This window comes from Devosia sp. WQ 349K1 (genome assembly GCF_016595685.1).
Lineage (GTDB): Bacteria > Pseudomonadota > Alphaproteobacteria > Rhizobiales > Devosiaceae > Devosia.
Window position 1 is genome coordinate 440,558 of record NZ_JAENGO010000001.1, and the last position, 26,256, is coordinate 466,813.

Sequence of the window (26,256 nt, forward strand, 5' to 3'; positions counted from 1 at the left end):
GCTGACATTTAGGGATGTCAGCTGATGTAGTATTGTTCCGGGTTAGTCGGCGCTGGCGTCGGGTAACCCCAGCTGTTTGGCATGGTCGGACGGACGTTTTTGAGCCGGTTTGCGACAATGCCATAGCCATCAAGCGGCAGCGTTATACCGAAAACGTAAAACTCATCCGCCGCGATTTGCAGGATTTCCTTCATCAACTCCTGCTGACGCGCCGGATCACCCGTCTGCCGAAGCTCATCATAGGCAATATACTGCCGCTGCGTTGCCGCTGGAGGTTCGACCGCGTCGGGGGATGTCTTGTCATTGTACCAGATCTGCCACCCCTTGGCGTACATGGCCTCGGTCGTGTTGGGGAAGAAATAGCGCGGATCCAACACAGCGACGATGCCACCATTGCCACCGAACTTGTGAACCGTTGCATCATACTCCCCACCCTGGCGCACTCGGACTTCCCAAAGCGAGCGATCCATGGAGCGCATCTGAGCGTCTACACCAACAGCACGGAACATCGGCAAAACGAGCTGGAACGCGTCGACAAAAGTCTGGCGAACCTGATCGATCTCGAAGATGATCGACACGCGCTGGCCATTCTCGTCTAGGCGGAAGCCCTCACCATCCTTGTTCGGGATGATTTTGTCCAAATACTCGTTCGCCTTAGCGACATCATAGGCGACATATTGGGTCGCCAGCTGTTCATTATACAGCGGATCTTCCGGACGCACCGACGGCTGGGCCGGAGCCCCCTGCCCGATAAAGATTGTATCAATGACGGCCTGACGATCCAGAGAATGGCTCAAACCGGCACGGAAATCCTTGTTCTGATACAGGGCGCGCTTGATCGGATCGGGATGGGTCAAGTTGAGCTGGAACACCATCTCGTTGGGTTCCGTTGAGGTCGTCGTATAGAAGCCGTATTTACCCGCCTCCTGGCCGTCATAGAGCACGGCACGATTGGCTGGGGTACAAATCCACTGGTCAATCATGTCGATTTCGCCCTGCAGCACCTTAAGAAGCAAGACTTCATTGTCGGCGGCGATGGCATAGGTAACCCGGTCGATGTAGGGCAGTTGGTTCCCTGCCGTATCAACCTTGAAATAGTACGGGTTGCGCTCGGCTATCGAGTATTCCGCAGACTCGCCAACCGGCTGCACGATCTTCCAGCCGTAGAGCGTCGGCATGTCCTTATTCTTGAAAATTTCACCGTCGACGGAAATCCCGCTCTTGATCTGGAACAGCTGGACCCAGCCGGTGAGCCCCTGTTCCACAGCCAGCTTATCCGCGTCTGGGTTGTACTTGATGTGGAACTGGCTGAGGTAGTGCTTTGGCAACCGCGTCGTACGGTCGTCGTTAGCCCAAGCCATGCGCAATGGGAGCAGACCATGCGGCTGGCTGAAGGAAATCGTAAAGGTCGTCTCATCGACCTTAGCGAAAACACCGGCATCGCCATTCGGCGTCCGCAGATAGCCTTGCACCGAAGGTGTCAGGTCCAAATTCTGCATGACATCTTCATAGAAGAACATGACGTCATCGGTGGTGAAGGGCTGACCATCAGACCACTTATGACCCTCGCGAAGCTTGACCGTATAGACAGTCGCATCAGCATTGGATTCGAAGCTTTCGGCAACGTTCGGAATAACTCCGCCAAAGTCCGGCGTATACCGCAGCAGACCTTCGTAGCCCTGGTAGCGGTGCATCATATTGAGGGAGCCGCCGCCGACAAGCGCCGCCCGCAGATCGCCGCCGTATTTGCCAACGGCTTCAAACGGCTCAACCACCATGGGGTTCTTGGGCAAGCGCTCAGCGACCGGCGGCAATGTCCCCGCCGCGACGGCATCCGCCAAGCCTGGCGCCTCCGTCATCGCTCCTTGGGCGAACGCAGGAATTGCAGGCAGTAGCAGAGCAGCACTAGACGCAGCTAGGAACGCCCTCCGAGAAATATTGGTCATTTTTTCTCCTCCTCAGCCCGGATGACTTATCTATCAATCTTCGGACTAACATCAGCTTTTCACTGCCTAATTGTTAGGTCAATTTGTTTTTCAGACATTATGAACATCAATACATTACCCCGATAACCACTTGTTTTATCTAACTTTTTACCGCACATTTCTCGCCATTGTTGCACCTAACTTCTATTGTGCTACAACCTAAAAAGATGGAGGTGGTGAAGTGAAGAAAGTGACTCTAGGCAGCATCGCCGACCAACTTGGTGTGTCGAAATTCGCGGTGTCCCGCGCGCTGGCAGGCAAGGATGGCGTGGGTGATGAGCTGCGCTTGCGCATCATCACCAAGGCGCGTGAAATGGGCTATCAGCGCAGTTCAGCGACAGTGCCAACGCAGCCCATCATTCATGTCATTTTCGCTGAGCATGACCCGGTGAATAGTGAGCTGTGGATGCAGATGCAGAATGGCATCGAGCAGGAGGCTTCAGCGGCTGGATTTCAACTGCAGACCATTTGGGCGCCGTCTTCGGACAAAGTCAGCGGCATGGTCGCGAACAGCAATGGGGTGGTCTTGGTTGGCCCCCATGAACAGCCATTGATTGAAGCTATAGCCGCAACGGGCCGCACCACGGTCCGGCTGGGCTGGGTTCGCCCACTCGAGAACACCGATCAAATCGGTGGTGCCGACCACGAAGCAGGCAAAGCCGTGGGGGAGTATCTTCTGGCCCGCGGGCATCGCAAAATTACCTTCGTCCACGGCACGCGAAAATTGCGCGGCCGTATGGAACGTCTTTTTGGACTGAGAGAAGCCACCGTCTACTGCCCTGATGCTACCATCAGCGAAATTCAGTTCAGCACCGAAAAAACCTTTGCCCAGCACATTACCGAAATGGCTGACCTAGGGGACCGACCAACAGCGCTGTTCTGTTCACACGACAGCCTGGCCGTTTTTGTTATCGCTGAGCTCCATCGGATCGGCTATCGCGTTCCGGAAGATATCTCGGTGATGGGCTATGGCGATTTTACGGCCGCGACACAGATTTCGCCCGCGCTCACAACACTGCGCCTACCCGGCACAGACATGGGCATTGCCGCATTTCGCCTGCTCATGGACCGCATGAACACACGCAAGCGCCAGTTACCGCCACAGCGCGTTATGCTGGTTCCAACCTTGATCGAACGAGAGTCCGTCCGTGATCTCACTGTCCTGTCGGACGAGACATCACGGGCCTAAACTTCCGCCTTCGCCCGGACGAGCATTTCAATGCTCAGAGGATCGAATTCTTTCCGCAAGGGACTGTAGGTCAACAAATGCGCCATAGCGTTTCTGGTGGAAAGATTGATGGGCCACACTCGGCGAGATCACGTCTTGCGTGCTGGCCATTTGCGCCATTGCCTCGCTCAGAGCCCGATATGCCCCTGCTGCAGTTGCGCCCAACATAGCGGAGCCGAGCAGCACAGGCTCAGGCGAACTGGTGACGGCCACAGGCACACCGACGCTATCGGCGAGAAGTTGGCGCACGAGCTTTGACTTACCAGCCCCGCCGCTAATGTAGATTGCTTCGACATTGATGCCGGACACTGAGGACGCTTCAATGATCTGTCGTAGACCGTAACCGAGGCCCAAAAGTCCGGCGAGATAGAGCGCCACAAGGCTCGCCTCTGTCGTGTCCATGCCGATGCCAGCGATGACCCCCTTCGCCAATGGATTGGCATGCGGCGCCCGATTGCCCAAGAACTCAGGAACAACATGAAGGCCCTGCGCCAGCAGAGCAATTTCTGACAGTGTGGCTCCCGTGGCTTCGGCTAATTGGCCGAGATAGGCAGGCACGGACATTCCTGCTGCACTTGCCCGCTCACGCGCCTCGGCACCAAAAGGATGCAGAGTGACAAGATGATCGAGCGCTGCACCGGCGGCAGATTGACCACCTTCACTCAGCCATAAGCCCGGCACCATGGCGTCGTAATAAGGACCCCATACGCCGGAAACTGGCTTTGCCGTTTCAGTGGAGGCCATTGTGCAAGCCGAAGTCCCAAAGACATAGGCCATGCGCGAAGTTATCGTCCCCGGCCCGCCTGCAGCGCCTAGCGTCCCAATGCCGCCGGCATGTGCGTCGATCAAAGCCGCGCCGACCGAAGTCCCCGCAACAAGGCCCAGGTCTGCGGCCGCCTCCGCGGTCAGGCCGCTGCCCAACGGCGAACCGGGAGAAACAATGTCAGTGCCGATACGCTCAAAGCTTTCATCGGCGAGTGCACCCAAGCCAATGGCGCGGAAATAGCTCTCATCCCAACGCTGCTCGTGAGCCAAATAGGTCCACTTGCAGGTCACCGTGCAGGAAGACCGAGCAAGGCTTCCTGTTGCCTTCCAGGTCAGAAAATCGGGCAGATCGAAAAACTGCCAAGCACCCGCAAATACTTCCGGCTTGTTCTCCGCCAGCCACAGCAGTTTTGGCGTCTGCATTTCCGGAGAAATGCGCCCGCCAACGTAAGCCAGAACAGCATGATCACCGGCATTGATCCGCTCGGCCTGCTCCAGCGCACGGTGGTCCATCCAAACAATGATATCGCGGCTTGGATCGCTACTGTCACTGATAGACAGTGGCTTCCCGCCTTCGCCCAACACCACCAAGGAGCACGTTGCGTCAAAGCCGATGCCTTTAACATTTGCGGGGGCAACGCCTGCCAAGGCTACAGCCTCGCGGACCGTTTTGCAGACGGCCCGCCAGATATCGGCGCTTGAACTTTCCGCCCGTTCACCGGGCTCCAAACAGAGTTTTATCGGATCGACCGCCGAGGCGAGCATTACTCCTTGAACATCGAACACTCCTGCGCGTGCGCTCGCAGTCCCAACATCGACGCCGATAAAATACTGTTTTGTCATGGCTTAAAGATCGTTGCGCTGCGGAAGAATGACGAGATCACGGATGGTAACACTGCGCTTACGCGTGAGCATAAAGACAACCGCGTCAGCGACCTCTTCTGGTTCCATCAGGTCACCTGCCGCCAAAGCGGCTTCCAGCTTTTCCTTTGGCCAATCAGAAATCAGCGCCGTCCGCACCGGGCCGGGACACACTGCGCCGACGCGAATGCCCGCTGGAGCCACCTGACGGCGCACCGTATGCACGAAAGCCTGCACGGCAAATTTGGAGGCGGTGTAAATCGGCTCCCACGCAACTGGGACAACGCCAGCAATCGAGCTGGTCATGATGATATCGCCGGTTTTGCGCTCGGTCATATAGGGCAATACGGCATGAACGGTGCGGAAGGCGGCATTGACGTTCAAGTTTAACATCCGGTCCCAATGGTCAGGATTGCCCTCAACAATTGGCCCGCCGATATAGGCGCCCGCATTGGCGTGGAAAATATCGAGCTTACCTGCACGATCAAGAATTGCGGGCAGCATGGTCGCAACGCTGTCGGGCGAGAGGAGATCGACTTCGACGGCAAAAGCACCCTGCCCCAAATCTGCGCAGGCCGACGCCAGTGCAGCGGCATCGCGGTCAACAAGGGCGACCTGCGCTCCGGCCTCCGTAAGCGCCTTGGCACAGGCGAAACCGATACCAGAGGCCGCCCCAGTAATCGCTGCAACTTGGCCCTTCAAAGACAGGCTCATTCGGTGGTCCTTTGTATAGTCGTAACGAATTGCCCCGCGTTCTGTAGACACCTTCGGGGTCAGTTTTTATGTAATCGGTCGAACTCGATCGATGAGAGCATGCTGTTTCGGGCATGCTTCGGGGTCAGGTTGTAGAACATCTCGATGTAGTCGAACACATTTTTGCGAGCTTCGTCTCGTGCTCGATTGGTCCCTCACCTGCTCCATTCACCTTTGAGAAGGTTGCAGAATCTCTAGGCAGTCCGACAGCAAATTCAACCTTGTGTACAGTTAGGCGTCCCCTCACCTTCGGCTGAAATACATACGAATCCGCCTTGGGATCTCGGTGGCCTTCCACCATACTAGGGTTCACAGTTGCACAGCGGACATATTCGGTCGGCGATAGTAATACGTGTTATGTTGCGAACAGCGTATTCACCGCAGGACATAATTGAAGTTATTTTATCTTTAAGCCGCTTGGTGTGCACATTACACAAACGGCGTAACACTCAATCTAATCTCGCGAATATTTCAGCTCCAAGGGCAATGTAATTGTTCGCCTTCAGATGCTTTGGCACAGATCGGTGTTTTGAATAGCGATGAGCGCTGCTCGTTGCTTGGTTGATGCTATGCGGCAAGCCTATGGTGCATCAAGCCCATGCCGGATGACCGAAATGGGGCGGTTCACGCCTCACATTTCAGGCTTTGGCGTGGCCTCTTAAACCACCGAAGACCAGACAAAATCTGTCGTGTCACCGTCTGAGCCGATAACCTATGCCCGGTTCAGTGACGATGTAGACTGGCGCGGCGGGTTCGGCCTCCAGCTTCTGACGCAGTTGGCCGATGGCGACACGCAGATACTGCGTATCTTCCGTATGCGCGATGCCCCAGACGGCCACCAGTAGTTCCTTGTGGGCAAGCACCTTGCCATTGCCTGAAATCAGTCGTGTGAGCAGAGCATATTCTTTGGGTGCCAGATGCACCGGTGCGCCACTGCGCGTCACGTAGCGCATATCGAGATCCACCTCGACGTCTCCGAAACGCACGATTGATGCTGGCGACTGCACAATTGTCTTCGGGCGCAGCGCCACTTTAATACGCGCCAGCAACTCGCCAATGCCGAAGGGCTTTTCGATATAGTCGTTGGCGCCACTGTCCAAGGCTTCGATCTTCTCGCCTTCCTTGTCGCGCGCCGACAAGATCAGAATGGGCCCCTCGTAAAAGATCCGTGCCCGCGTCAGCACATCTTTACCGTCCATATCCGGCAGGCCAAGGTCAAGGATCACCACATCTGGGCTCCATTGGGCAATTTCCCGCAGCCCCTGCGCACCGTTGTCAGCACGACGGTGGTGGTAGCCTACTGCTTCCAGCGCTGGTCCAAGAAAGCGATGGATCTGCGGCTCATCGTCGATAACCAGAATACGTGCGAGCGCTTGTGTCACTTGCTTTTCCAGATGTCGGCTGCAGACTTTTTGAGGGCGATCAACATGCGCGTTCCCTTCTCGCCATGGATGGGACTCGCGGCGACGATTGATCCGCCCATAGCCTCAATGAAACCTTTTGAAATTGATAGTCCCAACCCTACGCCCTTGCTGCGATCCGTTGGTTCCTCGAGCCGCCGGAACTTGTCGAACACGCGCTCAAGCTCGTCGGTGGGAATGCCCTTGCCCTCATCCTCGATACTAACGATGATCTTCTTGCGGTCCTCATAAGCGGCAATGCTGATTTCGGTATTGTCGGGCGAGTATGCAATCGCATTTTCAAGGATGTTGACGATCGCCTGTTCCAACAGCCCCGGATCAATAGTGACCTTGGGCAGTTCTGCCGGGAAATCATAGGTAATCGAGTGCTCGCCCAGCCTGCGGCTCAACCGGGCCGTCGCGGCGCGCAGCACTGTCTCAATGTCACTATCCTCAAGCCGCAGTGTCACCCCGCCCCCTTCGAGCCGGGTCATGTCCAGTAAATTACGGATATAATGATTGAGCCGCTCTGCCTCCTCGCGGATGGATAGAAGCAAGTCCTGTTTGACGGCTGGCGCTAGCTTGTCACCCAACTCAAGTAGCGTCGAAGACGATCCCAACACGGTGGACAAAGGCGTCCGCAAATCATGGCTCACCGAATTGAGCAGCGCCGTCCGGAAGCGATCCGCCCGCCGCAGCGTCTCAGCTTCCACCGCATGCATTGCAAACTCCGCCCGTTCGATTGCAATGCCGCCGCCATCAGCCAGTGCCGTCAGCAGCTTTTCCTGATCCGAACCCGGCACCGTCGCCACGCGCTCAATGCCAACCACGCCCGTCCGGTTCTGCACCCCACGTAGCGGTCGGAACGACCAATTGCTTTGCGGCAGCGTGCCCGTGTTATACCCTGCCGGTTCCCCCCGCTCCCACGTCCAACGGGCCGCTGCCATGGCCCCCGCCCCCAACTCTTGCGCTTCCGGCGCACCAGCGACAGCCACCAGTTCTCCATTTTCGGGCAGCAGCACGATCGACTTCGCGCCAGTCGCCGCTGTCGTCTGCTCGGCGAGCGCCCTCGCGGCCTCAGCCTTGGTCGGCGCGCGCGAAAACGCCCGTGTCGCCACCAACAGCGAGGTCACATCGCTCGCCCGCCGTTGGGCGTCGCGCGCCCTGTCCCGAGAGCGGCCAGCCAGAACACCCGTCGCCAGCGCCACCGCGAGAAAGACCATCAGCGTCAGCAGATCGGTTGGGGACCCAATAGCAAAGCTATAGCGCGGGCTCAAAAACAGCACATTGTAGATGGCAAAGGCGCACGCCGCCGCCACCAAGCCCGGCGCCAGTCCATGCACAACCGCCGCCGCCAAAATAGCGGCCAGAAAAACCATGCCCAGATCGGCCCGCTCAAACTGCAGATCCAACACATAGGCCAGCGCGGTTGCCACGCCGACATAGCCCAGCCCAATGGCATATGGTGCCCAGCCCCGCTTCACTAATTGCAGCCAAGCTCGACGCGGAAGCAGCTCAGTTTCTCCCGGTTCAGTGACCACGTGAATGGACACACCCCGCGCCGCTCGCAGCAATTCGGCCGCCAGCGACAGACCGAACATTTCCCGCAAACGGCTGTCCCGTCCTTTGCCAATGACAATCTGTGTTACGTTGTTCTGGCCCGCATAGGCAAGCGCCGCAGCCACCAGATCAGCGCCATTCAGCACCACTGTGGTCGCGCCCAGCTGCTCCGAAAGCTTGAGCGCGTCCATCAGCTTGGAGCTGGTCCCTGCGTCCCCATTCTCCGCCCCTCCCCGCGTAATATGTGCCACGATCCAAGGCGCATCTTTCATTGTGTCTGACAGCCGCCGCCCTTGGCGCACCAGCGCGCTCGCCATACCATCATCGGCCACCAGCACCAGAATGCGGTCTCCCGCGGCCCATGGCCCCTCAAGTCCCTTCACCCGCATGGCGGCGTTGAGTTGATCGTCCACGGTCTGTGCCGCGCGCCTCAGTGCCAATTCGCGCAGCGCCGTTAAGTTCTCGGGCTTGAAGAAATTGTCAGCGGCCAGCCGCGCCGTCTCGGGCACGTAGACTTTCCCCGCCGCCATGCGTTCACGCAGTTCGGCCGGGGTAATATCAATGACCTCGATATCATCGGCCCGCGATAGCGCGCCGTCCGGGACGGTCTCACGCTGCCGCACCCCTGTGATTTTGAGCACGACGTCGACGAGACTTTCGAGGTGCTGAACATTGAGGGTCGTCCACACGTCTATCCCAGCAACCAGCAATTCCTCGACGTCCTGCCAGCGCTTTGGATGCCGCGAACCCGAGGCATTGGTGTGAGCATATTCATCGACGATCAGCAGCTCGGGTTTTCGCGACAGCGCCGCGTCGATATCGAATTCGAGCTGCGTCCGCCCGCGATTTTCGATGGGCCTCCGCGGCAGCACGTCCATGCCCCGCAGCAGGCTCTCGGTTTCCTTGCGCCCATGCGTCTCGACGAGCCCGACAACAACATCGAGCCCGTCCATCTTGCGTCGTCGCGCCTGCCGCAGCATTTCGTAGGTCTTGCCGACACCCGGCGCCATGCCCAGAAAAACCTTGAGCTTGCCCCGATGCGCCTTCTGCGTTTCAGCGAGGAGTGCTTCGGGATCGGGACGCCGGATGTCTTGCACGTCGTTACTCTGCAGCAGGTTGGAGCGGATAGGCGCTGTCCAGCGCCAGATTGGTCATCAACACATTCACGCGCGTTTGGCCGATAAATCCTAAGATGGGTGCCGCCGTATTCTCGGCGACAACGGCCTCCACCTCAGACGGTTCTATACCGCGCGCTGCCGCAATGCGATCCACTTGCAGTGCCGCAAATTCCGGCGTTATTTCGGGATCAAGCCCCGAACCAGATGTGGTCACCGCGTCCGGCGGGATCGCCCCAACCGGCGCGTAGGACCGAATTGCAGCGACTTCAGCCGCGACCCGCTCGATAAGGACGGGATTGAGTGGGCCAAGATTGGACCCGGAGGAGCCAGCGGCGTTGTAGCCATCGCCAGCCGCCGAAGGCCGTGGCCAAAGATAGCCTGGCCCTGTCGTCACCTGCCCGATGAGTTTTGAGCCGACGACTACCCCCTCCGAGTTTCTCACGAGTGAGCCCTCGGCCTGCTGGGGGAACAGCGCCCCGCCCGCCGCCGTGACGAGGGCCGGATAGGCCCCCCCGAGAATGGCCGAGAACAACAGCATAGAGGCTATAGCTGGTCTTGCTTGGTTCAGCATTGTGGTTGCTCCTTATGCGAACCCGAGTGCGGTGATGGCAATGTCGATGATCTTGATGCCGATAAAGGGGGCGATAAGACCTCCGAGCCCATAGATGCCCAAGTTGCGCGACAGCAGCGCACCGGCCCCAATGGCGCGGTATTTGACGCCGCGCAGGGCAAGCGGAATGAGAGCGACAATGATCAGGGCGTTGAAAATGACCGCTGACAGGATCGCGCTTTCCGGACTGGTCAGCCCCATGACATTGAGCGCCTGCAGTTCGGGCAACACCACGACAAACAGCGCCGGAATGATGGCAAAATACTTCGCGACGTCATTGGCAATGGAGAAGGTCGTCAGTGCACCACGCGTGATGAGCATCTGCTTGCCGACTTGAACAATCTCGATGACCTTGGTCGGATCGCTATCGAGATCAACCATATTGCCCGCTTCACGGGCCGCCTGTGCCCCAGTCTGCATGGCCACACCCACGTCGGCCTGAGCAAGAGCGGGGGCGTCATTGGCGCCATCGCCACACATGGCAACGAGACGCCCCTTCCCCTGTTCCTCGCGGATGAGGCGCAGCTTGTCCTCGGGCGTCGCCTCCGCGAGGAAATCGTCAACACCGGCCTCTGCCGCTATGGCCGCAGCCGTTACTGGGTTGTCGCCAGTAATCATCACCGTGCGCAGGCCCATCTTCCGAAGATCGGCAAAACGCGCGGCAACGCCGGGTTTGACCACATCCTTGAGATGAATGACGCCGATCAGCGTCTTCCCTTCGGCAATGGCGAGCGGCGTGCCACCACTGCGCGCGATCCGATCCACCACCTGGCGGAATTGGGCTGGAGCGTCGGTATCGCTCTTGCCCGTCAGCTTCAAGATCGCGTCGACCGCCCCCTTGCGCCAGAGTTTGCCGTCCGTATCAATGCCCGATAGGCGGGTCGACGCCGTGAACGGAATGATCTTACCGTCAGCAGGCGCGTCAAGGCTGATGCCCTTGTTGCGCGCCAGTTCGATGATCGAACGGCCCTCAGGCGTCTCATCTCCGAGCGAGGTCATGACCGCAGCCCGTAACGCCAAATCTTCCCTGATCCCCGGAGCCGGAATGACTTCGGTCGCCATGCGATTGCCGAACGTGATCGTGCCGGTCTTGTCGAGAAGCAGCGTATCAACGTCACCAGCTGCCTCCACAGCGCGACCGGACGTCGCCAGCACATTGACCTTGAGCAGCCGATCCATGCCGGCGATACCGACAGCCGACAGCAGGCCGCCAATTGTAGTGGGGATCAGGCAGACAAAGAGCGCGCCAAGCACAACAGGATCAAGATCGATGCCTGTGTAGCCGGCAAAAGCCAGAAGCGTGACGACGGCGATCAGAAAGATCAGTGTCAGTCCCGCCAGCAACACCGCCAGTGCAATTTCATTGGGTGTTTTGCGCCGATCAGCGCCTTCCACCATGGCGATCATCCGATCGAGGAAGGTCGAGCCGGGGCGCGCCGTCACCCGCACCTTGATCCAGTCCGAGACCACCGTCGTTCCGCCCGTAACGGCAGAACGGTCGCCACCAGACTCGCGGATGACGGGGGCGCTTTCCCCCGTAATCGCCGCTTCGTTGACCGAGGCCACCCCTTCAATGATTTCCCCATCGACCGGAATGACGTCGCCTGCTTCGACCAGAATAATCTGGCCTAGGCCCAGTTCATGGGCCGGCGTCGGCACCACAAGGCCCTGCTTTTCATCGACGATCAGCTTGGCCTTGGTTGTCGTGCGCGTTGCCCGCAGGGAGTCGGCGGCGGCTTTGCCCCGCCCCTCGGCAATGCTCTCAGCAAAGTTGGCAAAGAGCACGGTTGCCCAAAGCCACACGGCAATGGCGACGGCAAAACCGCCATTGGTCCCGCTACCGATCGCAATCGCAGCCGAAACTGTCGCAAGAACCGCGACGAGTTCAGTAGCAAGGATCACCGGATTGCCAAAAAGTTTTCGGGGGTCGAGTTTCATAAAGGCGTCGCCCAATGCACGGGCCAGCGTCGCGGCATTGAGACCACCGGCAAGCCGGGTGTGTCCTTTGCCTTCAGTTCCAAATTCCATCGTAGACATGTGACGAGACCTTAGTTTGCCGCGACCGCTTCAAGCACTTGGAAGTGCTCTACGATCGGGCCAAGGGCGAGCGCCGGGAAATACTGCAGCGCACCGAGAATGATGATGACCCCGACGAGCAGGCCAATGAACAGCGCGCCCGTCGTCGGCAGAGTGCCAGTGCTCGGGGCCAGTTTCGGCTTGGCGACAATGCTCCCAGCAATGGCGAGCACAGCAACGATCGGAATGAAGCGACCAAGGAGCATGGCGAGGCCAAGTGTGGTGTTCCACCAAGGCACATTGGCCGAGATGCCGCCAAAAGCTGAGCCGTTATTGGCCGTGGCTGACGTGAAGGCATAGAGCAGTTCGCTGAGGCCATGCGCGCCGGGGTTGAAGAGGCTGGAGAGCCCACCCGGCCAAACCACGGTGAGCGCCGAAAAGCCCAGCGTCGAGAGCGGCGCGACCAGCAGGGCCACCATGGCAAACTGGATCTCACGCGCCTCAATCTTCTTACCCAGATATTCTGGCGTGCGCCCAACCATGAGACCCGCCACGAACACAGACAGCATGGCCATGACCACCATGATGGCAATGCCCGAACCAATGCCGCCAGGCAGGATCTCTCCCAGCATCATCAACAGCATCGCCATTCCACCGCCAAGCGGCATCAAACTGTCATGCATGCCATTGACCGAGCCATTGGAAGCCCCTGTCGTCTGCGCGGCCCACGCGGCAGTGCCAGCAATGCCGAAACGGGTCTCTTTCCCTTCCATGTTCGCTGGGTTTTCGATCCCTGCCGCCGCGAGAGCCGGAGCGGGCTGGGCTTCAGCGGTATAGATCGCAGCGCCGCCTGCACCGAGGATCAGAATGGCCGCAGTCGCCAGAGCCCGAATGTCCTTGCGCGCAAAAGCCGAGCGCCCAAAGGCAAAGAATGCTGCCCAGCCCAACGTATTGATCGCCACAGCGGTCATGAGATTGGTCAACGGGGTGGGGTTTTCGAAAGGATGGGCCGAATTGGCGTTGAAGATACCGCCGCCATTGATGCCCAACTGCTTTATGGCCAACAGGCTCGCGGTAGGGGCCACTGAAATGGTCTGGCTCGCGCCGTCGAGCGTTGTCGCCGATAGTGTGGCGGCAAAGTTCTGGACCACGCCAAGGCCGATCAGGGCCACTGCGAGAACAATCGATAGCGGTAGCAGCACATAGAGAGTCGTCCGCACTAGGTCGGCCCAGAAATTACCCAGCCCGGTCTCGCGATTGCCGATAAATGCCCGCGCTAGCGCAGCTGCGATTGCGGCACCCGTCGCTGCAGAAACAAAATTCTGCGTCGTCAGGCCAACCATCTGGGTAAAGTGGCTCATAGTGGTTTCCCCACCATAGCTCTGCCAATTGGTATTGGTCACAAAGCTCACCGCCGTGTTGAACGCCAGGTCCGGTGAGACGCCCGAAAACCCCTGCGGATTGAAGGGCAAAATGCCCTGCAGGCGCAGCATGGCGTAGAGCAGGACAAAGCCGAAGAGATTGAAGGCGATTAGCGACGCGCCATAGCCGAGCCAGCCCTGCGACTTGTTAGGGTCGATGCCGGAGGCCGCATAGAACACGCGCTCAACGGGTTTCAGCACCGGATCAAGCCAGGTGCTTTCCCTATTCCAGACGCGCGACATGAAAATACCCAGTGGCCAGCCCAAAGCGAGGGCGAGACCAAGGGTCAGGGCGATTTCCGCCCAGCCTTGCCAGTTCATTTTGAAAAGTTTCCGCTAAAGTTTGTCGGGCCGAAACAGGGCGATGACCATGTAGACGGCGATCGCGAGGGCACCGAGCCCCCAAAGCCAGGTCAGCATGGCGCTACACCCGCGACAAAAGCCGCGCGAGGGCGAATGTGAGGACGAAAAACCCCACCCCAAGCGCCAGATAGATGATGTCCAACATGCGTACGTCCTCCGTTGAGAGGCCCGCACATTCGATTATTGTCGCGTAAAAATTCCATGTGGAACCGCGCGATCCGCATAAAGCCTGCATAAATTTTTAGAACGCGGGAGTGACCAGAAGCGCCTGCGTCTATGGGCCTCTAGGGAGATAGCGCTTATCCCTCGCTCAGTCAGGTTTTGGCTCCTTGGCATTTCACGCCGAAGCCAGCACCCCTACCCGACCGTCTGCTTACTGCCCCTCATTCAGACGGTGGTGCCGCAATAGCCAGTTCCCAAGAGCGGACCAGCCCACACAAACCGATCTCAACCCGATCTCAACCCGATCTCAACCCGATCTCAACCCGATCTCAAATCTCGCGGCATCAATGCTGCGGCCCCTGCTCGAGTACCGTCAACCATTTTGACAGCTAACGCCCCATTTCGGACATCAGATGCCCTTCAACACCCCCCAAAACCGCCATCACGCAGGGATGGATGGCACAAATGGGGTGGGTAGCGGAACGGCGGCTTTGGAACCAGATAAGCGCGAAGCGGCTACGGAAGTGTAAGCCATTAACCAGTGGGGGCCGTACTGTTTGCTCGTTGGTTCTGACCTGTTAGCCTAGCGGGTCGCAAGGGGTGGGTGATGGCAGAGTTTCGGCATGCTTTGATCGCGGCTACAGCCTGTTTTATACTTCTGTTTGCCGCAGGAATGAGTGCCATGGGCGCGGGCATTTTCAATGTATCAGTGCTCGCAGTTATCGCAGTTATTTCAGTGCTGGCGGCAGTTGCCGACATCTTCATCCGCCGAAAAAATGGCATTACACTAAAATAGCGCACGTGCTTGTTGTGTCCGCTTTGAAGCGGTCACATCAACCTTTTCAACGTCCGAAATGGCGTCGATGGGAGACCGGCGCGTCAGGCGTGGAAATCGGGCTTAGCTCATACGCGATTGTGCGCAGGTTGGCGGCCTTTCGGCTAGGCTTGCCGCACCTTCGATGAGAAGGCTCCAGAATATCCCGACAAAACCCTAAGCCCAAAACCAGCCGCTAAAAAGCCGCTTTTGGTGGCGACCGTTCCACAGGTTTCAGGCAGGAGCATTATGGTGGCGTTGAAAACTGTTTCGGCGGAAGAATGGCTTGCTGAAGTTGCGCGACGAACCGCAATGCTACCGGAAGGTCTTGGCGACTATATTGGGCGCTTCGAGCTTACCCCGGCGGGCATGCCGCTGGCCGACATCGCTGCAGGCCATCAGGCGGGCGACATGCTTGTGGACGGTGATTTTCGGCCTCCGTGTCTGATCACAGCCGTGGATGGGCATCTTACTGTCGACGGGCTGGTGTCTACGCAAGGCGGGGACGGTGCAGATGGCAATGCGACCCTGATTGTCTTTGGCGATGTGCGCTGCAAGACCCTGATCAATGAATGGGCCAGCATCATCATTGTGACCGGCGACCTGATCGTCGGGGATTGGGTTTATGCCGGGCGAGAGGATTCGGCGCTACTTGTCGGAGGGGATTTCAGGACGCCGATTTATATCGGCGCCGATATCGGCGTGACCGTCGGCGGCACGATCGCTGTAGACTATGCCTATGGCTATGCCACGGATGTGCCCGAACCGGGGCAGACCTATGGGGGGCGCAAGGCGCTGGAAAACAGAAGCTGGCGCGAGATTGCCGCTCGGCTGGGCCTTGGCCGCGAGGTCACGGCGGAGGAAGAGCTCATGCAGGCGCTGGATATGCGGGTGATCACGACAGGCAGTTTGCTGCCGGGTTAAAGCTCGCACGCTCACAAGGTCCAGCTCCAACAGAATGACACCCACCACGACTTTTGGGCCGAGGCACGACCCGTTCAATTGCGTTAGGGCCGGCGCCCTTTCTACTCAACCTCTAACAACGCAAACCAGTACAATCTTGGTCCACGAGTAGGCTCGCGAAAAATCCTCGCCGCTCATCGTTGGATGACAGCGACGAGAATAGCTTGGTCCTATTGCCTGCTAGAGCTTGCGGACCACGTAATTGAGCAGCTCGTCACGCGGTTCAACGCCGATCCCTGCCCCGGTTGGCACAGTGTAAGCACCTGCGGAAACCGCCTTGAAATAAGAAATTTGAGCCGCGACGTCATTACCGAGAGCTAAAGGGGCGCTCACCATTGCCGCCGCAGCGCCGACCTCTCGGCCCTGCGAAGCACGTAGCCGTGATGACGAGCATTAAGACCAAGCGCAAGTAACATTCATCCCAATTCCGCGCCATCGGATCGGGCAATCCAAAACCCGAGTGCGTTGCTGTTTTCCGCGTGCCCTCTGTTCGTGGCGCGAGACCAAGTGAGCGCTCTTGCTCGCAATGCCGCCCTAGCTAAAGCGTCGGCGCGCTGAACGGTGGCGGCGGGTTATCCGGCACCAGCAATGCCCCCAGTTCGGTGGCCAACTGGTTGGACCAGTTCGGCAAGGTGAGCGTCCAATCATCATAAGTCGCCTGCGTCGCTGTCGCCGCGACGGCAATCGTGACGCTGTGGCCGCCATTGCGCTCTTTGGGCAGGGTTGCGACGGTCGAGAAATAACCTCCGAAAAGGGGCGTCTGGTAAACCCAGTCGTCCTGCAGATAGACGCCGAAGCCATAATTGAACCGGGGCTGCAGCTCGTGGCAGCTGCGGCAGGCATCAAGCGGCGCGCCAAAGCCCTTCTCAAATGGCGAAATCATCGCGTCGCGCGAGGCAGGTGCGAGCAGTGTCCCCTGCCCGATGGTCGCCTCAAAGCTGGCTGCCACATCGCTGATGGTCGTGGTTTCCACCGATCCGGGCGGCAGTGTCCAGGAGGGATGCCAATAGGTCGCGTCTTCCCAAATACCGCGATCGAAAGAGAAGGCATGGATCGTCGGCTCGGGGATCGAGGCGGTAAAACTATTGCTCGTGCCGGTCAGCTGCAGTGGCTCCAGCACATATTGGGCAATGAGCTGATCAAGCGGTTTGCCGCCTGCCCGCGCCATGACTTCGCCGAGGGCAAAATAGCCCGCATGGGTATAGTCCCAGTTTTCACCCGGCGTGAACGGGTTGGGCGTGCGCTCGCTATAGGCGATGATTTCATCATGCGTATAAGAGCGGAACGGATCGGCGACAAAGTCGGCGATGAACTGGCTGTCCGCCACATGGTCGGGATAGGCGCCGGTCATCCGCGCCAGCATGCGCGGCGTGGTGATGTCGGCGCGCGGCAATTCCGGAGCCCATTTGCTGATCGGGTCGTCGAGGCCGATTATGCCCTCTTCGGTCATGCGCAGTAGGGTCGCCGAAATATACATCATAGCCACGCCGCCATTGCGGAAGCGCCCATCCCGCATCAACGGAACACCCGGCATGGCTTCGCCCATGACGACGGATGAGATCACCGCGCCATCGACCCGCAACTCCACCAGCAGCGACATCAGCTTGTGATTGTCGAAATGGGCTGCCGCAGCCTCTTCCACCAGTGCCGCCGTTTCGGAGAGAGTTCCGGTGGCGATCCCGGAAAACTTCTCTTGCGCCTGTGCAAGCGCACCGGTCGAGATCACGAGTGTCGCCAGGGCAAAAGCTGTGCTGCCAAGCATGGGTGTCTTGATCATGGTATGGGGTCTCACTGTGCCGGAATAGCACGTTGGATGAGTTCGGCGATCTTGGTCGCCGGCAGCTCCATATCGGGCGCCTGAGTAATATTGGTCACCACGACGATGACTGTGTCGTCTGCGGTGCGGCGCGTGGCTTGGGACTGGAACCCGCTCATATGAGCGTGGTGCCCGACAAGCGAGTTCAGCCGGGCGATGCCAAGCCCATAGGGCATGGCGCCAAGCGTCACGAACTCCATCCGCTCAGCCTGCATCTCTGCGCTCAGCAAAGTGCCGTCAACAAGCGCATCCGCCCAAATCACCATGTCGGCCGCCGTGCAGATGGCGTCACCCGCCGCATAACCCCAGGATGGGTTGAAATGGGTGACGTCGACCAGCTCTGGCAGCGGCGCAGGCGGGGTGGGATCCTCCCACTTGGTCCCGTATTGATAGCCGTGGCTGAACGGCGCCGGGATCGTCGCATCGTCGGCAGCAGCAAACGAGCAACCGTCCATCTTGAGCGGGTCGAACAGGCGCTCCTGTGTCAGCGTTGCCAGCGACGCTCCGCCGAACTTTTCGGCAAGCAGGCCCAGCAACACATAATTGGTGTTGGAATAGTGCCAGCCCTCGCCCGCAGGGAAATCGGCCGGCACGCCCTTTACGACATCAACCAGATCATTCGGCGTCCAGACGCGGTCGGGACTGTCGGCCAATGCGTCGAGGAAGGCCACGGTGGAATAATTGGCAATTCCCGCCGTCATGTTCAGCGCCTGGCGCACCGTCGCGTCATTGGTTTCCATATCGGGGAAGAATTGGGACAGCTTGTCATCAAGGTCGAACTTGCCCTCCTGCGCCAGTTGCAGCACGAGGGTTGCCGTCATGGTCTTGGTGATACTGCCGACCCGAAAATGGTGATCCAGCGTCATCGCCGTGCCGACCTCCCGGTCTGCGACACCTGCGGCCACAGCGTAATACCCAAGGCTTGGACTTTGGACGATCGCAACAAGGCCCGGAATACCCATTTCCTGCATCTGCTCGGTGATGACTGGCAGGATAGCTTTCTCAAGCGCCGCAGTCTGAGCGACGGCGTCTTGCGCGTGCACCGCACTCGTCAACGCTAGGATTGCAAGCGAAGCAACACCAAGCCTCAAAATAGGTTCGGACATATTTTCTCCACCCCAAAAATCTTTCGAATTGAGTGACTGTAGCCAACTCAAAAATCGCAGAAATAAAACAATGGGATGGTCAGAATGACCGCCTCACCAATATATTGTGAACTATTCGTTATTCGATCATCTTCCGCAATAGCGGCTCTACCCCAGCCTCGTTTTTCATCGAAAATGACCAGATCCACGAGGATTGCAGTTAATATTTGGCCACTTTCATTACAAAAACCGCGCTACTTCGCGACGATTCCGCGGATCGTCTCGACGACTAAACCTGTATTCTCGTGCGGAATGTCGTGCCCACTGTGGGTCTCAGTGATGTGCTTTGCTCCGTCCAGCAGATTAGCTTGAAACGATTGGGACGCTTGCTGGGCAGCATCAATGGCATAGCCGAGATCGACAGGAGTGTCCGGCGGCAGGGCCCCGCTCTCGATCATCCCCTCCCATTCAGCCCCATATCGGCGGTCCGCCGACAACACGACGAGGGGCATTTCCGTCAGGGGAGCTGACTCTCGCATCTGCTGCATGACCGCGTCAAAATCCAGTCTCTCGATCCCTGGATAGAGCGCGATATCCTCGTCCGGCACTGCGGTCGTGGCCTTCCAGGCCGCGAACTGTTCTTCGCTCAACGCAGCTTCAAACCCCTCGGACAGGGCATCGACCAGCACAAGGCCAACCACATCTTCCGGATAGAGACCGGCAAAGCTCCGCGCGATGAACCCGCCATAAGAGTGAGCCGCAAGCACATAGGGCCCCGTCTCGCCCGAAGCGGTGATCAGGTCGCGCAGATCCGACACTGCTGGTGCCTGTGTCGTGGGCTGGACAATTGCGTCAGACCGGCTGAACTGGTTGTTTCCCCACACCGTGCCGGGGCGCTCATAGCTGCACACGCGCGTGAACTGCGCCACCCGCCGGAACACCGAAGCCTCGCCCTCTGCGTTTCGGTTCCAATAATCCGCACCAGCCCGCAGACCGCCAATAAGCAGGACCGCAGGTTCCCCAACGCCGGCACACTCCATATAAAGCTTACGGCCGTCCGCAACCTCAAAAATGCGCTGTTCGATGTCAATCTCGGCAGAAGCAGTCGAAAACGGTATCAGGGCCAACAGGCCAGCGACATATCCCAAACGCATACCAGACCGCTCCCGATGCCAATTCCCTCCATCGGTATCAGACACACGAGCATTTAGCACTGCCGGTACAGCTTACGGCCGATTTGCATCTCGCGCTCTGTTTCCAAACGGAGATTGGGACTTTGGCTCATCGGCGCATGTTCACGTGTTTTGCTCTGAGCCCTTGGCACGCCACGCAATATTGCTATGCCCCAAACAGAGGCATAGGCTGCTCGCCAAGGAGGACACTACGATGGATACCGCGAGCAAATTTGGGGGCGTCACGCCCTACCTCAGCGTCGATGGCGCACGAAAAGCGATCGAGTTCTACAAGGCCGCCTTTGGCGCTATAGAGCGCCACGCCCTGCCAAGCGAAGACGGCAAGCTGATCATGCATGCCCACATCGACATCAACGGAACGCCGATCTTCCTCAGCGACTTCTTTCCCGACTACGGCTATCCTGCCGTCCCGCCGCAGGCCTTCAACCTCCACATTCACGTCGACAACGCTCAGATGTGGTGGGACCGCGCCTTGGCCGCAGGATGCACAGTTGGCCAGCCGCTCGAAAAGCAATTCTGGGGCGATATCTACGGCCAGCTAAAAGATCCCTTCGGCGTCACCTGGGCCATCGGCCAAGAGACCGCAGACTCGTAGTGCGCGCCGCGAGCCTTTAGGCCAACCCCTGCCGAACCTCAGCCGCATGTCTCCAAGACTTTTCCGATCATCGTCTTGGAGCCACGCGCACCAAACACATGCGTATCAAGCTGATCAAAGGCCCCGCCGCCTTTCGTCCGCACAAAGGCAACCCGCATACTGTCCCGCGCCTGTTGCGCAATGCGCGCCCACTGCCGCGCCACGGGGCCTCGCACGATCACCGAACTCCCGTCCAGATGCACCAGCGGCATATCCTGCGCAAAGCTTGTTCCACCCCCAGATGACACCCGGCTTCCAGAAGCCGCGTCCGGGGTAATCGCCACGCTAATCGAACTTGCGCCCACCACAGCTTTGTCCGGTGACTTCACCCAAAAGGCCATGGTGAGCGTTCCGCCGCGACACGCAAACTGAAACTGGGCCTTGTCTGTCTCAAACCACGCAATGGGCGTCGCACCGCCCTCATAGCGCCAAAGTTCATCGGCCATGAGCGGCCCGGTGAAAGCCAAAGAAAGAACTGCGGCAGCAAAAATACGCATGGCAAACCAGTGAGTGATCGACAGGTTCACTGGCCACCAAAACCGCTAAAATTCTCTTTCAATTTTCGCGAGCCAACAAAAGGTGATGACCCAGTCGCACAGGGCGCCTCTCACGCTGATCAAATAATTCCAGAGCACTTGCCAAGAGTTCGAGAGCAGAACACTCTCCTTCTCATCAAAGGACAAGCTTGGCTTGAGGACGAGTCTCATATGACCGAAGTACAATCCAATATCGGACTTAATCGTCGCCATGTTCTGTTTGGCGCAGCGTCTTTAGCGGCACTGACGCTGGCCGGGTGCACGAGCATGGGCGGCGGCATGTCTCACGAGGAAGCTCTGCTCGCCTATGGTCCTCTGCCCAAAGAACGTTTCCCGGTCCCGGCCGTCAATCTGAACAAGGTCGACCCACGGTATTTGCGCCGCACGGTCGCCTATAAATCCAATGAGGCGCCCGGAACGATCATCGTCGACCCGGGCAAATTCTATGTCTATCGCATCGAGGGGAATGGCATGGCCACGCGCTACGGCGCCAATGTTGGCCGCGCAGGCTTCCTCTGGAATGGCGACGCTTATATCGGCCGCAAGGCCGAATGGCCGGTCTGGACGCCGCCCCGCGAGATGATTGCCCGCCAACCTGAAGTGGCAAAATATGCGGGCGGGATGGCCCCCGGTCTCGACAACCCACTCGGGGCACGAGTGCTCTATCTGTATCAGGATGGCCGCTACACGCTCTACACCATCTACAGCACCATCATGCCGGAGACGATCGGCAAGAACATCACTAGCGGCTGCGTTGGCCTTCTCACGCAAGACGCCAAGCATCTGTTCGACAAAACCCCGGTCGGCACCAAGGTTGTGGTGCTCAAGGCCTAGTCGCCAAAACACAAAAGGCCCCTGCGGGGGCCTTTTAGCAGTCTATCGACGATGGGGCCTCAGCGGTCCTGCTCGTCGCTCCAACCTTTAGCCCACATCATGCCAATGATCGCCCCTTTGATGGGCGGCATCACAGCGAGCGAGCCGAAAAGCGTCACCGGCACCAAAATGTAGAGATAGAACATCGGGTCATTCGCCCCCCGCAGTTCCATGTCCAGCATCAACACAGCGACAACATGAACGATAAGCGTGATGACCACGAGGCTCGTAAACAGCCCGGCCTTAAACTCACCGATTGGTTCATTGCAGTTGGCGCAGACATCCACCTGTTCGAGATAGTGATGGAATAGCCATCCCTTCCCACAATTTGGGCACTTGCACTTAAGGCCACGCTTCATCGCTGGCCATACGCGCTTCTGGTTAGAGACGGGCTCTTGCATCTGCCTTCCCCTCTTTCGGATTGCGGCCCTCTAGGGCTAGGTCCGCATACCGTCTGGGTCAAAGTGGCGATTTGTATCACCCTGACCAAAATTTACGCATCAGGCGACTAAATTAGCCAAATCCCAACCCAATCGGCCACGGAACAATTTTCACGCTTGCGCGGTGCCTTAAGGGAGAAACACGCATATGGGTTCCACACTCTTGACCTTACCCCTTGGGAAGGCCGTACCTACCGTGCCGGTCCCGCCAACCATGGGTCAATCCGGCCAGTTTCGACCCACTCAAGCCGACTCAGCGGCTTTCAAATAGCGCTCGAAAAACCATAAAACACTGTCCCGCATCTGGGGCGTTTCCATATGGCCAACACCCGGCTCTATCAGCAGGTCGAGCGCTTCTGGCTTACCCAGATAGGCTGCTTCAAGCTCCAACCAAGCAGCCTTAAACGCATCTGGCGGCGTCAGGCTATCGTCTTCACCGATGCACACCATTTGCGGACGTGGCGCGATTAAAGCTGCCACCTGTCCGGCGTCGAACTCTTCCAGCAAGCCCGGCACGACCATATAGATGCCGTGACCGTCATGCGCCCCGGAGGCGATCATCTCCCTCTGATTGGCAAAGCAACAGAGATGCGCCACCACGGCAATGCGCTCGTCCAAGGCGGCATGAAAATAGCTCAGCGTTGACCCCATGGACATGCCCAGCGCACCGATGCGACCGGGATCAACATCGTCTCGGCTGGCGAGATAGCTCAATGCGGCAGCTTCTTCATTGAGCATTTTGCCGAGAAGCGATTTCCCATACCAAAGCAATGCCTTAGACGCGCTCGCTTCAGTAACGGTGTTACGTCGACCAAAGCACGGCATGTCGATGCATAGGGTGACATAGCCCGCTTTCGCCAAGGCAGGCCCGGGCCCATCGAGCAAATACTCCCGCCCCCGGATCAACTCTTCAGCGCCAATATCATAATTACCGCCATGCGAATGCGCATAAAGGATCGCTGGCCCGCGCCCGACATGGTCAAGCGGCCTGGTCAGCAGCCCCCGCACCTGCTCCTCGCCGATTTGAAGCGTTAGAACTTCAAGAACATAGCCGTCACGCCGCGTTTCGAGGCTATCAATGACTGCCGCTTCGGGAACCTGCCAGCGAATGAGCTCAGCAAGCCGAGCGCGTGTCTTCGTCATGGTCCCCTCCAAGCCCAAAACCTAAGCGTCAAACAATCATACTTTTGAGAAAGTTCAAACTCCTTCCTTTGCGTATAATCACCGAGCGCCAAGACCATAGGTCTCACGCGACGATCCAAAACCTGTCCCGCTATTGGTCTCCCGAGTTGCGGGCAAACCAGTCGCCGCGAGGCCTATGCCGCTTTCCGCTCTGCGCGGATCGCCACGAGGGCCGCGACAAGCGCAGCGACTGCCGTGGCGAGCATGATCAGGAGTAGGGAATAACGCGCGTTCTCGGGCGTAATGATCACGCCGACCAATCCTGAGATAACGGCCGCCCCACCCACGGAAATCGCGCTGGCAAGTCCCGCGGCACTACCGATCAGCTGCGGCTTGACCGAAATCGCCCCAGCGTTGGCGCTCGGCTGCGTAAAGCCATTGGCAAAGCCAACAAACATGCACGGCACAAAAAGCATCAACACATGGTCGGCTCCTGCCCACACCACGAGCAGCCCGCCCAAGAGCCCGCCGATGGCCAAAAGCCGCCCGAGCAGAAGCAATCGCGATAGCTCAAGCTTGCCCGACAAACGCCCGGCAAAAAAGCTTCCCAGCATGAAGCCGACTGTGATTGTGCCCAAGAGCAGGCCGAGGGTTGCGGGCGAAACGTTATAGAGCGCGTGTGCGGCCAGAGGCGCGCCAGCCAGAAACGCATAAAACCCGCCCATGGAGAAAGACATGCAAAGCGCATAGGCCCAGAACTTCTGCGACGACAGCAACTCCGGATAGGCCCGCATTTGCGACAGCACAGAGGTCGACCGCTTATAGTTGGTTTCGCGGAAATCAGACCAGCACAGAACCAGCACCAGAACCGCCAACACAGCCAACAGCGCGAAACCGACGCGCCAACCGAACACTTGATCTATGACACCACTGATGCTGGGCCCGAGCAAAGGGGCAATGCCCCAGACAGTCGCGATATAGCCAATCTTGCTCGCGGCCTCTTCGCGCGTATGCACATCGCGAATTGAGGCCAGAGACACCGCGTAAACCGGCGCAATCACCGCCTGCACCATGCGAAAAGCGAGAAAACTGGTCGCGTCTTGCGCCAACGCCGCGCCGAGTGTGGCGACAAGAAAAACCGCGAGGGCAGCGAGAATGACCGGGCGTCGACCAAAGCGATCGGACAGTGGCCCAAGCACCAGCTGCAAACACGCCGACACACCAGCATAACCAGCCAGCGCCAGGCCGATAACGCCGTAATCAACCTCGAACTCCCTCGCCAAGGCCGAGAGCGACGGGACAATGAAATTCAACGGCAAGACAGCAAGTGCAGCCAGCAAAATCAGGGTTATGACGCGCGGCGCGCGAACTTCTGTCGTCATTGGGAAACCGCCTTTGCCAGCCGGAGATGGGAGTCGAAACGGAGCCTCAGCCCAGTTCCTTCCATCTCAGCTTAACCTATGCAGCACGACAAAAATCGCCAACTCTGTTCATCATGTGAGAGACAGCTCGCATGGCTCGTCTATTCGCCCGACCACGGCCCGCTTGAACCGCGCGGCACCAGCGACACCGGCACAACACGGTCTTCGCGGCTGATCCCCGGCGCCTTAATGCGTTGGATGAGCAGATCGACAGCCCCCTCGCCCAGTCTATCCAGTGGCTGACGCACGGTAGAGAGGTCAATCAGCGGCCAACTGCTCATCTGCATATCGTCAAAGCCGATGACAGAGACATCCTGAGGAACACGAAGTCCGAATGTTTTCAATGCACTCAGGGCTGCAATCGCAACCAAATCATTCACGCAAGCGATGGCCGTAACGGCGCGCCGACCAATGGCCTCTATGGCGCTTTCTGGCAGCTGGGGAATGAGCTCGACCCCGTGCTCCCATACAATGTCCAGCCGCCCTTTGGCAGTTGCGAAGAAACCCTCTCGCCGACTGTCCGAGGAGAACAGCTCCTGCTGGCCCCGCAAATAGCCAACGCGTTTATGGCCCAAGGCGATGAGGTGTTCTGCCGCCAGTCGTCCGCCAACGAAATGGTCGGACATAATGCTGTCTAGGCCAAGATGAGGCGAGTCCAATGCAACGAGGGGAAAGTGTTCAATGCCGTCCATATCGAAGCCGGGATGAAGGAGGGCGACGGCCCCGTCGACTCCATGGTTGATCAGCGTCTGGATCAGATGCTCCTCGCGCTCAACCTCCGTACCGGAATCAACAACGACGGTCGCAAAGCCGTGTGCTTCAGCGCGTCGTTGCACCGCCTGAGCTATCTCAGGGAATATCGGGCTGGTCAGGCTCGGCAGGATACAGCCGATGGTATTGTTGCGTCCGGTCTTGAGCGCACGCGCAGCATTGTTGCGCGTATAGCCCAGTTCGGCCGCGACCCTGCGGACCAACTTATCCACCTCGGACGAGACTTTATTAAGATCGTTCAACACGTAAGAGACTGTAGCGGACGATACGCCCGCAGCTCTTGCGACGTCTTTGATGGTCGGACCGCGCCCTTTAATCATTCCGATCAAATCCCCCGTTCATCCGC

Annotated in this window: 22 protein-coding genes and 1 pseudogene; 5 read left to right on the forward strand and 18 right to left on the reverse strand. The window is 58.5% G+C overall.

From position 1 onward, the window contains the following. Positions 1-17: 17 nt before the first annotated feature. Entirely contained in the window at positions 18-1,946 is a 1,929-nt protein-coding gene (locus tag JHL21_RS01875; protein WP_200211618.1) for an ABC transporter substrate-binding protein, read from the reverse strand. A gap of 220 nt (positions 1,947-2,166) precedes the next feature. On the opposite strand from JHL21_RS01875, the gene JHL21_RS01880 reads away from it, so the two are divergent. After that, on the forward strand, positions 2,167-3,174 hold the full coding sequence (locus JHL21_RS01880; protein ID WP_200211619.1) for a LacI family DNA-binding transcriptional regulator: 1,008 nt from the start codon (positions 2,167-2,169) through the stop codon (positions 3,172-3,174). A gap of 27 nt (positions 3,175-3,201) precedes the next feature. On the opposite strand, the gene JHL21_RS01885 is transcribed toward JHL21_RS01880, so the two are convergent. From JHL21_RS01885 to kdpA, 8 genes and pseudogenes are all read right to left on the reverse strand, one after another. Then, entirely contained in the window at positions 3,202-4,821 is a 1,620-nt protein-coding gene (locus tag JHL21_RS01885; RefSeq protein ID WP_200211620.1) for an FGGY-family carbohydrate kinase, read from the reverse strand. Positions 4,822-4,824: 3 nt separating this feature from the next. After that, positions 4,825-5,553, reverse strand: a complete 729-nt coding sequence (locus JHL21_RS01890; protein ID WP_200211621.1) for an SDR family oxidoreductase — start codon at positions 5,551-5,553, stop codon at positions 4,825-4,827. 59 nt (positions 5,554-5,612) lie between these two features. Further along, positions 5,613-5,738: pseudogene (locus JHL21_RS01895) on the reverse strand (IS3 family transposase); the annotation flags it as partial. Positions 5,739-6,284: 546 nt separating this feature from the next. Beyond that, the gene (locus tag JHL21_RS01900) at positions 6,285-6,974 is read right to left on the reverse strand and encodes a response regulator (protein ID WP_200211622.1); all 690 of its coding nucleotides are present in this window, start codon (positions 6,972-6,974) and stop codon (positions 6,285-6,287) included. Then, complete coding sequence (locus JHL21_RS01905) at positions 6,971-9,649, reverse strand: DUF4118 domain-containing protein (protein ID WP_367948142.1); 2,679 nt, start codon at positions 9,647-9,649, stop codon at positions 6,971-6,973. The genes JHL21_RS01900 and JHL21_RS01905 overlap by 4 nt, the downstream gene beginning before the upstream one ends. A 4-nt stretch (positions 9,650-9,653) precedes the next feature. Further along, positions 9,654-10,241, reverse strand: coding sequence for a potassium-transporting ATPase subunit KdpC (gene kdpC / locus JHL21_RS01910; protein WP_200211623.1), 588 nt, complete (start codon positions 10,239-10,241; stop codon positions 9,654-9,656). Positions 10,242-10,253: 12 nt separating this feature from the next. Continuing rightward, positions 10,254-12,317 (reverse strand): potassium-transporting ATPase subunit KdpB, encoded by a 2,064-nt coding sequence (kdpB, locus tag JHL21_RS01915; RefSeq protein ID WP_254081897.1) that lies wholly within the window; start codon positions 12,315-12,317, stop codon positions 10,254-10,256. Between the two features lie 11 nt (positions 12,318-12,328). Next, positions 12,329-14,038, reverse strand: coding sequence for a potassium-transporting ATPase subunit KdpA (gene kdpA, locus JHL21_RS01920; protein WP_200211625.1), 1,710 nt, complete (start codon positions 14,036-14,038; stop codon positions 12,329-12,331). Between the two features lie 811 nt (positions 14,039-14,849). On the opposite strand from kdpA, the gene JHL21_RS01925 reads away from it, so the two are divergent. Continuing rightward, positions 14,850-15,038 (forward strand): hypothetical protein, encoded by a 189-nt coding sequence (locus tag JHL21_RS01925; RefSeq protein WP_200211627.1) that lies wholly within the window; start codon positions 14,850-14,852, stop codon positions 15,036-15,038. 270 nt (positions 15,039-15,308) lie between these two features. Continuing rightward, the gene (locus JHL21_RS01930; RefSeq protein WP_200211629.1) at positions 15,309-15,980 is read left to right on the forward strand and encodes a hypothetical protein; all 672 of its coding nucleotides are present in this window, start codon (positions 15,309-15,311) and stop codon (positions 15,978-15,980) included. A 219-nt stretch (positions 15,981-16,199) separates the two neighbouring features. On the opposite strand, the gene JHL21_RS01935 is transcribed toward JHL21_RS01930, so the two are convergent. The 4 genes from JHL21_RS01935 to JHL21_RS01950 all read right to left on the reverse strand — a co-directional run bounded on the left by JHL21_RS01935 (position 16,200) and on the right by JHL21_RS01950 (position 20,074). Beyond that, positions 16,200-16,352, reverse strand: a complete 153-nt coding sequence (locus JHL21_RS01935) for a hypothetical protein (protein WP_200211631.1) — start codon at positions 16,350-16,352, stop codon at positions 16,200-16,202. A gap of 205 nt (positions 16,353-16,557) precedes the next feature. After that, positions 16,558-17,796, reverse strand: coding sequence for a serine hydrolase (locus JHL21_RS01940; protein ID WP_200211633.1), 1,239 nt, complete (start codon positions 17,794-17,796; stop codon positions 16,558-16,560). A gap of 11 nt (positions 17,797-17,807) precedes the next feature. Further along, a complete protein-coding gene (locus JHL21_RS01945; RefSeq protein ID WP_200211635.1) occupies positions 17,808-18,941 on the reverse strand; it encodes a serine hydrolase in 1,134 nt (377 codons plus the stop codon). A gap of 233 nt (positions 18,942-19,174) precedes the next feature. Further along, complete coding sequence (locus JHL21_RS01950) at positions 19,175-20,074, reverse strand: alpha/beta fold hydrolase (RefSeq protein ID WP_200211637.1); 900 nt, start codon at positions 20,072-20,074, stop codon at positions 19,175-19,177. Positions 20,075-20,306: 232 nt separating this feature from the next. Between JHL21_RS01950 and JHL21_RS01955 the strand changes: the two genes are divergently transcribed. Further along, positions 20,307-20,708 (forward strand): glyoxalase/bleomycin resistance/extradiol dioxygenase family protein, encoded by a 402-nt coding sequence (locus tag JHL21_RS01955; RefSeq protein ID WP_200211639.1) that lies wholly within the window; start codon positions 20,307-20,309, stop codon positions 20,706-20,708. Between the two features lie 38 nt (positions 20,709-20,746). On the opposite strand, the gene JHL21_RS01960 is transcribed toward JHL21_RS01955, so the two are convergent. Further along, complete coding sequence (locus JHL21_RS01960) at positions 20,747-21,193, reverse strand: hypothetical protein (RefSeq protein ID WP_210338824.1); 447 nt, start codon at positions 21,191-21,193, stop codon at positions 20,747-20,749. 261 nt (positions 21,194-21,454) lie between these two features. Here JHL21_RS01960 and JHL21_RS01965 point away from each other — a divergent pair, with 261 nt between their 5' ends. Continuing rightward, the gene (locus JHL21_RS01965) at positions 21,455-22,117 is read left to right on the forward strand and encodes a L,D-transpeptidase (RefSeq protein WP_200211642.1); all 663 of its coding nucleotides are present in this window, start codon (positions 21,455-21,457) and stop codon (positions 22,115-22,117) included. A 59-nt stretch (positions 22,118-22,176) separates the two neighbouring features. Here the strand turns inward: JHL21_RS01965 and JHL21_RS01970 are convergent, their stop codons facing one another. From JHL21_RS01970 to JHL21_RS01985, 4 genes are all read right to left on the reverse strand, one after another. Further along, positions 22,177-22,557, reverse strand: coding sequence for a DUF983 domain-containing protein (locus JHL21_RS01970; RefSeq protein WP_169196408.1), 381 nt, complete (start codon positions 22,555-22,557; stop codon positions 22,177-22,179). Between the two features lie 282 nt (positions 22,558-22,839). Continuing rightward, positions 22,840-23,739 (reverse strand): S9 family peptidase, encoded by a 900-nt coding sequence (locus tag JHL21_RS01975; protein WP_199531594.1) that lies wholly within the window; start codon positions 23,737-23,739, stop codon positions 22,840-22,842. A 173-nt stretch (positions 23,740-23,912) separates the two neighbouring features. Beyond that, entirely contained in the window at positions 23,913-25,100 is a 1,188-nt protein-coding gene (locus JHL21_RS01980) for a Bcr/CflA family efflux MFS transporter (protein WP_200211644.1), read from the reverse strand. 140 nt (positions 25,101-25,240) lie between these two features. Continuing rightward, positions 25,241-26,230: a LacI family DNA-binding transcriptional regulator gene (locus JHL21_RS01985; protein WP_200211645.1), complete on the reverse strand. Its 990-nt coding sequence runs from the start codon at positions 26,228-26,230 to the stop codon at positions 25,241-25,243. Positions 26,231-26,256: the final 26 nt, after the last annotated feature.